This window comes from Terriglobia bacterium (assembly GCA_020072785.1).
In the GTDB taxonomy this organism is placed as follows: domain Bacteria; phylum Acidobacteriota; class Terriglobia; order Acidiferrales; family UBA7541; genus Acidiferrum.
Genome location: JAIQGG010000002.1, coordinates 1,585,874 through 1,596,696, shown reverse-complemented (window position 1 = coordinate 1,596,696; position 10,823 = coordinate 1,585,874). Strand labels below are relative to the sequence as shown.

Below are 10,823 nucleotides of genomic sequence, written 5' to 3'. Positions count from 1 at the left end.
TCGGCGCGGCGATCTTCGCTGGCTTGTCCATGAAACTCCTCGATCCTCAGAATGGGCCGCGCCGGCCGGCACCCGCCGCCCCGGCGCACAAATGGCCTAAGAAAACGCCAAACAAAAGTGTAATCATGCGCGAAGCGCAGACGATTTGCAAATTGGAAGGGAAGCGGGGCTTCGCGCAATCAGAGCTATTCCTGAATAGCACGGCGGCAGACAGAACACCGGCATTCCGGACGAATCGAGGAATCTCTCTTCGATCTTTGCAGGTAGGAGCGGACTTCTAATTGGCCACGGTCAGCTCGACCGTGGCGGAGACCGTGATGCGCGCCCCGGCGGAGGGGGTCTGCTCGATGACCGCGCCGTGCGGCCACTGCGGGGCGGCCACGTAGTTGGCTTGGTAGTGCAGGGGCGCCTGGCTGAGGAGCCGGGCGGCTTCCGCTTCGCTCAGTCCGGTAAGCGTGGGCATGACGTATGCGGACTCCCCCGAAGGCTGCGCGACCAGCACATTCACCCGCGGCGTGGCTGCTCCGTTCCCCGGCCGTGGATCTTGGATAAGCACGGTGTCCCCGGTGGCCTCTGGCAGCGAAATGCTGGAGACTTCTCCGATCTGCAAACCGCCGCGCAGCAGCTCGATGCGTGAGGCGCGGAGCGATTTGCCTTCCAGAGCCGGGATGGAGAGCTGGCGCTGGCCCAGGCTGAGGATCACGTGGGCCTGCTGGGAAACCTTCATTTGCATGCCCGGAGGCGGTGTCTGGCGCACGACGACGTTGATCGGCAGATCGCTGTAAATGCGATCGGCGACGCGGAGAAGCAGTCCGCTCGAACGCAGGAGATGGTCGGCCTCGGCCACGTTTTTCCCGACCAGATTGGGCATGGCCACTTCACGCCCGTGGATGGCGATGCGCATGGCGGTGATGGCGCTGAGGAATGCCGCGGATGCCAGGATAAAAACGAGCAGGGCCACGCGGGTCAGCCATTCCAGGCGCTGCCGCAGGGTCATGCCCTCGGGTTCGGCCCCGGAATCGGCCCCGGAATCGGGAGGCGCTGCGGGGGCCGCTGCGAACCACGGCTTCGGCAACTCCTCGGAGTCCGGCTCGGGCGAAGTTTCCAGCTCCGAACCGGGCGGCTCGTCGGGCGGCACTCGAGGATCGTCGGCGCTGCTCATTTTTTGCTGCTGGCCGCGGCGGACGCAAAGGGCGGCGGCGGATAATCCGGGAGTTTGTCTTTGCTGGTATCGGCACGCTTCACTTCCAACTCGTCGAAGAGCACGGACGGGCTGATGATCGCCGCGGGCAGCCCGCTGGCGCGGTTGCTCACCAGCGGATCATCGCCCGCGGCGACCAGGTTGTTGCGCAGCGTGCGGATGTCCAGTTCGCTGAAGACGGCGCCGCGCACGAGTTCTTCGTGCCCGTCCTTTTCGTAGATGCGGTAGAGCAGCCGCGGCGAGTTCCCGGGCCCCAGCGTCTCCACACGATAGCCGTAGGGCTTGCCCTCTGCCCGCACCATCTCTATCACCTGCTCCCGCAGCGCTGTGGCGCCCTGCGGCTGCGACGTGCGGATGAACAGATTGCCGATGCTCGGCTGGGGGATGCCGCCGGGCCCGGTGCGCCCGTGCCCGTTGGAAGCGGGGAAGTCGCGAATGGGCATGCGCCCGAGCAGATAGCTGACCAGGATTCCCTTGTCCACCGCGGTGACCGCCTGCGCTCGCACCCCCTCGCTGTCCACTGCGTAGCTGCCCACGAGGCTCTGGCCCTGGAATTGCTGCACTGTGGGATCGTCCACAACGGTGAGAAAGGCCGGCAGCACGCGCCCCTTGTAGCTGGTGTCGAACGCGCCGGTAGTGCGCTTGGGGCTGCCGGGCTGCGGTTTGCGCCCGAGAATATTGCCACCCACGAGCCCCGCGAACATGTCATCGGCGGCGTCCGCGGCGAACAGGACCGGACCGTGGTATTCCTCTTCGGCGATGGGCGCTTCGCGCAGGGCCACCAGAGTCTCCAGGGTTTTCTTCGTATCCGCGAGAAGCGCCTCGCGCGTCGGCAGCTCTTCCGGGCGGCCCACGGTCCAGTAGGGACTGCGCGAGAGGCGCATGCCGTCGGCAGCCTGCGTGGAACCGCCGATGGTCACGGTGTAGGTGCTGCGGCCGGAGCGCGTGACCGTCCCTTCAGAATTCACGAAATACTCGTTGATGGCTGCGAAGCGCGCCGAGCCGGAGAGCGACTGCACGGCGGGATATTGGCGGTAGAGGTTGGTGGCGTCCTCCAGGGTCTTGCGCCAGGTGGGAGCATCCGCCGCCAGCGCCGCCAGGGGGCCGAGCGCCGTCACCGGCGTCGCCCGCGCAAAGTCGTCCACTGGATTGGCGTCCGTAGCGAACTGCTTCATGTACGCCTGCTTCTCGGTGAGCGATTCCCCGGCGGCCTTGTAGGCTTCGTCGGTGGCCAGCCAGATCTGGTGGCGCAGCGCGATCGGGTCGTTGTCCAGAGGCAGAAATGTCGTCTCTCCGACACCCTGGCCGAAGAAGCTGTCCTGCTTGTAATCCCCGATCCGTACCACCACCCGCAGGACCCGCCCGCGCATGTTCTGTTCCTCGCGCTCTGCTCCGAAGGCCGCCTCCACGTAAAAGTCGTGCACGTCGTGGACGCGGTATTCGATGTAATAGGGGGCCTGCACCTGCTCCATCTTCAAGTGCGCTTTGGAGCGCTCCAGTTCCGTCAGCAGCGCTTCCAGCAGGGGATCGGCGGCGGCCGCGACTCGTGCTTCTGCGGCGGCGTCCGGCGTGCCCGCGGCCGGGGTGTTCGCGGCGCGCAGCGGCGCCGCCGCGGCCAGCAGGAGAGCGAACGTCATAAGAGCCAGAGTGCGTTGCGTGATCTTCACGGCTTTACCTCCGGCTTCGGCGTTGCGTCGTGGCCCGCGGCGGGCGTCTCAAACCCGGGGGGAGGCAAGATGGGCGGCCGCGTGTGCGAATGCGCGCGCTTCTGCACTTCCATCTCCGAGAAAAGCATGGCGGGAGCGGCCGCGGACACCGGCACGTTGCCGGACTCCGCCCCGCAAACCCCGTTGAACACCTGCGGCTTGTCGCCGGTGACCAGGATGCGCGTCAGCGCTGCCAGCGGCGTGCCCACGATGTCCACGCCGCGCACCAGTTCGTCCGGCCGCCCGTCCGCATACACGCGATAGACCATCACCGGGAGAACCTGGAAAGCCTGCGGCAGAGCGCGCGAGGTCAGCGTGAAGCCCCCCTGTACGTCGTCAAAGTACAGGCCGTAGGGCTTTCCCTGTTTCTTCACTTCCTCCAAGAAGCGCTTGCGCAGCTCGGAGTCCGGCAACGTCTGCGTGGACGTGACCAGCAGATTGCCTTGCCGTCCGGTGGGCATGAGCCCGGGCTGGTTGCGCCCGTGCCCATTCGATTTTTCGAAGCCCGTGATGGGCATGCGCGACATCAGAAAATTTTTCAGCACCCCGTTCTGGATGACCTCGACCCGCTGCGCCGCTACCCCTTCGTCGTCGAAATCGTAGCTGCCGGCCAGCTTCACCCCGTTGAGTTGCCGCGTCGTCGGGTCGTCGATGACGCTGAGAAACTTCGGCAGGATTTCCTGTCCCACCTTCTTGGTGAAGGTCTGGCCTTCGTCCTCGTCGCGCTGGCGGTGGCCTTCCAGCCGGTGCCCCAGCACTTCATGGAAGAAGACCGCGGCCGCGCGCCCGGAGAGCATGGCCGGCCCGGCGAAGGGCTCGGCGACAGGCGCCTTGCGCAGCGCCTGCAGGTCCACCGCCACGCGCTCGATCTTCCCGAGCAGTTCGCCCTCGGCCGGAAGCTCCGCCGGGGTCGGCGCCTGAAACGTTTCCACCCGCAGCAGTTCCATGCCGTCGTCGGCGCGCGTCTGCGCCTGGATGATCAGCCGTGCCGAAGCGCTCGGCGAAACGATCATGCTGCCTTCGCTCGATACCAGCCGCGACGTCGAGCCTTGTACCTGCAGCACCACCACCGCCGAGTACACCTCGGGGTATTTGCGGAACGCCGCGGACAGCCGCCGCACTTCACCTTCCCAGGCGGCGTGGTCGAATCCCGGCGCCACCCCCTCGACACCGGTGCGGTACTGCGGGATGTCTTTCGAAAAGTCCGGCGATTTGTCCTCTTCCTCGGCGCGCACTGCAATGTTGGTTTTGACGTTGAGGAACGCGGGCGCGGCGCGCTTGTATTCCCGGTCGGTGAGCTCCCACAGGACGCGCGCGATGGCGTCGGGGTTGTCGCCCAGAGGCAGGGTTCCGGAAGTCATCCCCGAGGGGCGGCTTTGCCCGTGCGTATTGTCCAGCGCGGGCGAACCCACGCGCATGGACACATCGGCCTGCCGCCGCTGCACGGCGGCATTGGTCAGCAAGCTGCCGAAGGCTCCCACGAGTACGACCAGGTTCTGGTCGTACACCGTATAGCTCAGGAAGTACGGCGCGGGATCGTTCTTGCCCAGTTCCTTGGTGGCGCGCGTCAGTTCGCCCTTCATGGTCTGCAGGAGGGCATCGGGGGGAGGCAACTGTGCGCGAGAATCGTTGGCCGCGCGGCCCAGCGGTGCGCCGCAAAGCTGGAGCGTCAGCACGCCGCAGAGAAACAAGCGGCCCGCAGCCTTCAGTCGCCCGCGGCCTGCGGGTGTCATGCCGTTCCGATGAAAAATCATTCGCGTCGCTCCAGATTTACCGAAATGGCACAGAAATGCGAGTATGCCCCAGTGCCGTGTTGCGTGCAATTTCCGTGCGCCGGCGCTGTTCCTTCTCCGCCGCGCACGACCTCCAGCGGCCTCAGGCATCCGCCTCAAAGCCCTCACCCTCGCCGAGTCGCGCACCGTTGGCGAACTCCTGCGCGGAGACACGCTTGCGTCCCTCTAATTTGACGCCATCCAGCCGCAGAAGTGTCCCGGAGCCGCAGGCTACCTCCACTTCGCTTCCGCTATGCAAGATGCGTCCGGGATGCGCCAGCGTTGTCCCGTCCACGGGTTGGCCCCAGATGTGGCAGCGCTGCCCGCGAAACGTGCTGAACGCCCCCGGCCACGGAGCCAGCCCGCGGATTCGATTGTAAATCTGCCCGGCGGTCAACTCCCATGGGATGCGCCCGTCGCTGCGTTTGAGAAGGGGCGCGACGCTGGCTGCGGCGTGGTCCTGCGCGCGCGGCGTGATCCGGGCGTCGCGCAGACCGCGCAGTGTCTCGGCCATGAGCGGTGCGCCGGCCTGGGCCATGCGCGCCGCCAGTTCCGGAGCGGTTTCTTCCGCTCCGATCTCCAGCGTCTGCTGCAGCAGGATCTCCCCGGTATCCATGCCTGCGTCGATGCGCATGGTGGTCAGCCCCGTGCGCGTCTCGCCGTTCACGATGGCCCAGTTGATGGGCGCTGCGCCGCGGTATTTCGGCAACAGCGACGCGTGCAGATTGATCCAGCCCAGACGCGGGATCGCCAGCAGCGCCGCGGGAATGATCTGCCCGTAGGCGATGATCACCACGGCGTCGGGCGCAAGCCGCTTGAGCAGAGCCAGCGCATCCTCGCTGCGGATTTTCGCCGGCTGGTGCACTGGAATCCCCGCGGCCAGCGCAGCCTGCTTGACCGCCGGCGCGGAGATCTCCTGCCCGCGCCCCCGCGGGCGGTCCGGCTGCGAGAGCACCGCTGCGATTTGGAACTCTTTGCTGGCTAGAAGATGCTGCAGGGTGGGAACGGCGAAGTCCGGCGTGCCGCAGAAGACGATGCGCATGGCGCCTCCTCCGAGCCGCCCGGAGCTCACCACTCGCCTTGTTTGCGGAGCTTCTTGATTTTGCGCTTGATCAGGTCGCGCTTGAGCATGCTGAGGTGCTTCAGAAACAGGATGCCGTGCAAGTGATCGATCTCATGGCAGAAGGCCCGCGCCAGCAGGTCCTCCCCGCGCAGCTCGAACGATTCGCCCTTGGTGTTCTGCGCGCGCACGGTGACGAATTGCGGCCGCATCACGTAGCCCCGGAAGCCGGGAATGGAAAGGCATCCTTCTTCCTCGCGCTTCTCGCCCTCCCCATGAATGATCTCCGGGTTGGCCAGCACGATGCGCGCTTCCGGATTCTTCCCGCTGGTCACGTCCACCACGGCCACGCGCAGGCTCCGCCCGATCTGGGGAGCGGCCAGACCTACGCCCTGCGCCGCATACATCGTAGCGAACATGTCCTCGCACAGTTCCGCGAACTGGGCGTCGAAGCTGGTCACCGGCGCCGTCGGCGTTTCCAGAATCGGGTCGCCGTATTTCACGATCGCATAGATCGTGCGCGGCTTTTCCCCGCCTGCGGTGCGTTCAGTAGTTGTCGAGTTGTCGGCCATAGCCCTCAAAATTACGCCGCGTCTCCGCCAGCGAATCTCCTCCAAATTTTTGCAGAAAAGCGCCCGCCAGCACAAGAGCGACCATGGCTTCCCCGGCCACTCCCGCCGCCGGCACCACGCAGATGTCGGAGCGCTCGTAGGCGGCTTTCACGGGCTCCTTGGTCACCAGATCGGCCGTCTCCAGCGGGCGCCGCAGCGTGGAGATCGGCTTGATGTACCCGCGCACCACCACGTCCTCGCCGTTGCTGATCCCGCCTTCCAGTCCCCCGGCGCGATTGCTCGGCCGGCGGAAGCGCCGCGCCCCTGCGTCGTAGCCGATCTCATCCTGCACCTCCGAGCCGTAGCTCCCGGCCGCGGTGATTCCCGCGCCGATCTCCACGCCCTTCACCGATTGCAGCGACATCATCGCCTGCGCCAGCAGCCCGTCGAGTTTTTCATCCCACTGCGCGTGGCTCCCCAGGCCGGGCACCACGTTGTGCGCGATCACTTCGAAGACCCCGCCCACCGTGTCGCCCTTGCGCAGCGACTGGTCCACTTCCGCCTTCATGCGCTCCTGCGTTTCTCCGTCCACGCAGCGCAGCGGGGAATCCAGATCCCCGCAAACGGCTTTCACTTCTTCCCACGTGGCCGGACGCTCCAGCCGCACATGCCCCACGGCGACGACGTGGCTGGCCAGCTCGATCCCGAATTCCCGCAGCAGCAGCTTGGCCAGCGCTCCCGCGGCCACCCGCGCCGCGGTTTCCCGAGCCGACGCGCGCTCCAGGATGTAGCGCGCATCGTGCAGGTCGAATTTCAACCCGCCGGCAAGGTCCGCGTGGCCGGGGCGCGGCGCGGTAAGCCGGCGTTCCGCCGCCGGATCTCCCGGCCCTTCCACGGGCAGCGCTTTTTCCCAGTTGGCCCAGTCGCGGTTTTCGATGCGCAGCGCGATGGGCGCCCCGATGGTGCGCCCGTGGTGCACCCCCGCAAAAATCTCCGCGCGGTCCTTCTCGATCTTCTGGCGCCCGCCGCGCCCGAAGCCCAGCTGCCGGCGGTGCAATTCGTGGTTCACGAAGGCCACATCCACGGGCAGGGAAGCGGGCAGCCCGGAGATCCAGGCTAGCAGCGCCTGGCCGTGCGATTCACCGGCGGTATAGAAACGCAGCATGAAGAGTCGTAACCTCGGCAAGCCGCTGCTTCGCGGCTAAAAAAGAACTGGCGCCTGTCTCACAAATCGCTGACCACCTGTCGAACGCCCTCATCCGGGGCGAAGCGCGGATGCTCACTTCGATTTGAGCATTTGTGAGATACCTTCTAGTGTAGCCGGGGTGGCGTGCAGCGTCCAGCGCGCTACGCCGGAGCGCAGGCCGTCCGCCGCACCGTTCTTGCGGCGGGCGCTTGACGCCGCTGCGCACGGAAGATAGGCTTCAGGGCCAGACGTGCCAGAGATTCTGGCCGGCGAACTATCGTGGCGGATACTCCACTCCAAGCGACCAGCCGTGATGCGAAGGAAGCCGAGGCGCCTTCGCTGCTCCATATTCTGGGCGGCGCGGCCCAGAGAGCCGTCGCCGGCGTGCAGGACTATTCCATCCTTTCTCTGCGTTCCCTCACCAATCTGGCGGCTGGGCCGCGCTACATGCTGGACGCCATGGAGCAGATGGACATCATCGGCGTGGGCTCGCTGCCCATCGTGCTCCTCACCGGTTTTTTCATCGGCGCGGTGATGGTCCTGCAGACCGGCTCGCAGTTCACCCGCTTCGGCCAGACCGCCCTCACCGGCGACGTCGTGGCCATTGCCTTGGTGCGCGAACTGGGACCGACGATCACCGGGCTGCTGGTCGCCGGGCGCTGCTCTTCGGGGATCGCCTCGGAGCTGGGCTCGATGTTGGTGACCGAACAGGTGGACGCCATGCGCGCCATGGGCACGGACCCCAGCCGCAAGCTGGTGACTCCGCGCGTGCTGGCCACCCTGCTGATGCTGCCGCTGCTCACCGCGCTGGCGGACTTTATCGGTCTTTTGGGCGGTTGCGTGGTCTCGGTCTTCACCCTGCGCCTGGACGCCTATCAGTTCTGGACCCGGGCCATCGATGCCCTGGAGTTTGCCGACCTGATGCAAGGCCTGAGCAAGCCGGTATTTTTCGGTTTCATCTTGGCCACGGTGGGCTGCTACAAGGGCCTGTCGGTCCGCGGCGGCACGCAGGGCGTGGGGCGCGCCACCACCCAGGCTGTCGTCGTCTCCTCGGTGCTCATCATTGCCGCGGATTTCTTCCTCACCAAAGTCTCCCTGTTCCTCGCGGACAAGGTATTCTAGCCAGGGGCCAGGCGGACGAATTCCCCGCCGGTGCATGCCAGCCCTGTACGGCGGGCCATTTCTCACTATAATCATGGCACTTGGTTGACCGCTTCGCGGGCCCACGGAAGTTGACCGCTTTGCGGTCGCACGGAATCATGAGCAGCCACGGCACGAACGCGCCGGTGATCTCCCTCGAAGACGTGCGCATCGGCTTCGAGGAGGGAGACGTGTTGCGCGGCGTTTCCTTCGCCGTCCCGCCGCGTGAGACCCTCGTGCTGCTCGGCGAGAGCGGCACCGGCAAGACCCTCACCCTCAAGCTGGCCGCCGGCCTGCTCCGCCCGGATGCAGGACACGTGCGCGTCCTGGGCCAGGCGGTGTCGGAGATGCACGAAGAGGAGTTGCTGGAGTTCCGCCGCCACATCGGTTTCGTCTTTCAGGAAGGCGCGCTCTTCGATTCCATGACCGTGGCCGACAACGTCGCCTACCGCTTGCGCGAAGACGGCTTGCCGGAGGAGGAGATCGAGCCGCGCGTGCGTGAGACGCTGCGCTTCGTGGAGCTGGAAGACGCCTTGGAGATGCTGCCCTCGGAGCTCTCGGGAGGCATGCGGCGGCGCGTGGCCATTGCACGGGCCCTGGTGAATCGCCCCCCGGTCGTCCTCTACGATTCGCCCACCGCGGGCCTGGATCCCATGACCGCGCAGACCATCATCACTCTGATCTTGCGCCTGCGCGACGTCTACGGCGTCACCGCTTTGCTGGCCACGCACCGCCTGCAGGACGGCTTTGCGCTGGCCAATTTCCGCTTTGATCCCGAGTCGCGCCGCGTCTTTCCCCTGGCCGGCAAGAACGGCAGCGCGGCGGCGCGCGGGGAAGCAGCCGGCACGCGCTTTCTCGTCTATCGCGACGGGCTAGTATATTTCACAGGCGGTCCGGAAGAGATCGTGGCGTCGAAGGATCCCTATTTGCGGCGATTTTTGGTCTGACCTGCCGGGGCCTGAGCGCCGGGCGGGAGAGGAGAACGAAACATGGCACAGCGCAAGCAATTAACCTGGACCGAACTGCGCGTCGGTTTGTTCGTGCTCGTGGGATTGGCGACCCTCGCGGTAGGCATCTTTTATGTCACCGCTCCGGGTGTGCTCGGGCCGAAGTACCGCTTGCGCACCTATCTCCCCGAGGTCGGGGGGCTGGCCACGGGCGCGCCCGCGCGCCTGGACGGCGTCGAGGTCGGCAACGTCGAGGCCATCCGCGTCGCGCCGCGGGTGCGCGGCCAGGCCCCCGATAAGAACCGCAACATCGAGGTCGTGATCCGTGTGGACCGCCGCTACCAGGATGACATTCTCACCGATTCCACCGTCAGCCTGGTGACGGAAGGGCTGCTGGGCAACCGCTACGTGAACATTACTCGCGGCTTCACCGGCGTGCCCTTGAAAGAAGGCCAGGAAGTGAAGGGCGTGGAGGAAAAAGCCATTAAAGAGGTCGTGCAACGCAGCGCGGACCTGCTCGGCAACCTCAGCGCTCTCTCCGACGAGGTGCGCGACCTGATCGCCGGCGTCCAGGAAGGCCGCGGCACGCTTGGCAAGCTGCTCACCGATGAACAGGCTTATGCGCATCTCAACAGCATCCTGGCCAAAAGCGACCAGATAGTGAGCAACGTCCAGGCCGGCCAGGGAACCCTGGGCAAGCTGGTGGCCTCCGAGGAGATCTATCAGAAGGCCAATACCGCTGTGGGCCGCGTGGATACTCTGCTCGCGGACATCCAGGCCCAGAAGGGTACGGTGGGGAAGCTCATCTATGACCCCAGCCTGTATGACAACGCTAAACAAGTGGCCGAAAAGGGCAATCTGCTGCTCGCCGACGTGCGCGCAGGCAAGGGCACGCTGGGCAAGCTGGCCACCGACGAGTCCCTCTTCGTCAATTTGCGCGATACCAGCGGAAATCTGGCCGCCGCCACCGCCAAGCTCAACGACAACACCACCAGCGCCGGCAAACTCTTCAGCGATCCCAAGCTCTACGACAATCTCGCGGGCTTGACCGGGGACCTGCGCCTGCTCGTCGGGGACGTCCGGCAGAATCCCAAAAAGTTCCTGCGCGTCAAATTCGCGCTCTTTTAGCAGTCTGCGCAACCAGTCTGCGCAAAAACTGTGATTGTCGTGCTGAACCCACCTGGCGAAGGTGGGGGAAGGATCGCAACCGCTATTCTCTGCAACCGGGAAGGGTCATATTGGGCTGCGCGCCCTCTCGTG

The 10,823-nt window shown here is 65.9% G+C and carries 10 protein-coding genes; 4 read left to right on the top strand and 6 right to left on the bottom strand.

Annotation, left to right across the window (positions count from 1 at the left end):
* Nucleotides 1-281, top strand: a 281-nt coding sequence (locus LAN61_10260) for a hypothetical protein (GenBank protein ID MBZ5540890.1), incomplete at its 5' end; no start/stop codon positions are given.
* On the opposite strand, the gene LAN61_10255 is transcribed toward LAN61_10260, so the two are convergent.
* From LAN61_10255 to aroC, 6 genes are all read right to left on the bottom strand, one after another.
* Entirely contained in the window at nt 278-1,162 is an 885-nt protein-coding gene (locus LAN61_10255) for a PASTA domain-containing protein (GenBank protein ID MBZ5540889.1), read from the bottom strand. The two genes, LAN61_10260 and LAN61_10255, sit on opposite strands and share 4 nt — an antisense overlap.
* Nucleotides 1,159-2,868, bottom strand: a complete 1,710-nt coding sequence (locus LAN61_10250) for a peptidase U62 (protein MBZ5540888.1) — start codon at nt 2,866-2,868, stop codon at nt 1,159-1,161. The genes LAN61_10255 and LAN61_10250 overlap by 4 nt, the downstream gene beginning before the upstream one ends.
* Nucleotides 2,865-4,661: a peptidase U62 gene (locus tag LAN61_10245; GenBank protein ID MBZ5540887.1), complete on the bottom strand. Its 1,797-nt coding sequence runs from the start codon at nt 4,659-4,661 to the stop codon at nt 2,865-2,867. Before LAN61_10245 ends, LAN61_10250 begins: the two co-directional genes overlap by 4 nt.
* A 121-nt stretch (nt 4,662-4,782) precedes the next feature.
* Nucleotides 4,783-5,721, bottom strand: coding sequence for a methionyl-tRNA formyltransferase (gene fmt / locus LAN61_10240; GenBank protein MBZ5540886.1), 939 nt, complete (start codon nt 5,719-5,721; stop codon nt 4,783-4,785).
* Between the two features lie 26 nt (nt 5,722-5,747).
* On the bottom strand, nt 5,748-6,311 hold the full coding sequence (def, locus tag LAN61_10235) for a peptide deformylase (protein ID MBZ5540885.1): 564 nt from the start codon (nt 6,309-6,311) through the stop codon (nt 5,748-5,750).
* Nucleotides 6,286-7,455, bottom strand: a complete 1,170-nt coding sequence (gene aroC, locus LAN61_10230) for a chorismate synthase (protein MBZ5540884.1) — start codon at nt 7,453-7,455, stop codon at nt 6,286-6,288. Before aroC ends, def begins: the two co-directional genes overlap by 26 nt.
* A gap of 360 nt (nt 7,456-7,815) precedes the next feature.
* Here aroC and LAN61_10225 point away from each other — a divergent pair, with 360 nt between their 5' ends.
* From LAN61_10225 to LAN61_10215, 3 genes are all read left to right on the top strand, one after another.
* Nucleotides 7,816-8,598 carry an ABC transporter permease gene (locus LAN61_10225; protein ID MBZ5540883.1) on the top strand — a complete coding sequence of 261 codons (783 nt, stop codon included), beginning with the start codon at nt 7,816-7,818 and terminating at the stop codon, nt 8,596-8,598.
* Between the two features lie 137 nt (nt 8,599-8,735).
* Nucleotides 8,736-9,563: an ATP-binding cassette domain-containing protein gene (locus tag LAN61_10220; protein MBZ5540882.1), complete on the top strand. Its 828-nt coding sequence runs from the start codon at nt 8,736-8,738 to the stop codon at nt 9,561-9,563.
* A gap of 42 nt (nt 9,564-9,605) precedes the next feature.
* Nucleotides 9,606-10,691 carry an MlaD family protein gene (locus tag LAN61_10215; protein MBZ5540881.1) on the top strand — a complete coding sequence of 362 codons (1,086 nt, stop codon included), beginning with the start codon at nt 9,606-9,608 and terminating at the stop codon, nt 10,689-10,691.
* The last annotated feature ends 132 nt before the right edge of the window (nt 10,692-10,823 follow it).

Coding starts and splice junctions, on each gene's coding strand:
- LAN61_10255 (MBZ5540889.1), bottom strand. CDS start 1,162: ATGAGCAGCGCCGACGATCCTCGAGTGCCGCCCGACGAGCCGCCCGGT.
- LAN61_10245 (MBZ5540887.1), bottom strand. CDS start 4,661: ATGATTTTTCATCGGAACGGCATGACACCCGCAGGCCGCGGGCGACTG.
- fmt (MBZ5540886.1), bottom strand. CDS start 5,721: ATGCGCATCGTCTTCTGCGGCACGCCGGACTTCGCCGTTCCCACCCTG.
- def (MBZ5540885.1), bottom strand. CDS start 6,311: ATGGCCGACAACTCGACAACTACTGAACGCACCGCAGGCGGGGAAAAG.
- aroC (MBZ5540884.1), bottom strand. CDS start 7,455: ATGCTGCGTTTCTATACCGCCGGTGAATCGCACGGCCAGGCGCTGCTA.
- LAN61_10220 (MBZ5540882.1), top strand. CDS start 8,736: ATGAGCAGCCACGGCACGAACGCGCCGGTGATCTCCCTCGAAGACGTG.
- LAN61_10215 (MBZ5540881.1), top strand. CDS start 9,606: ATGGCACAGCGCAAGCAATTAACCTGGACCGAACTGCGCGTCGGTTTG.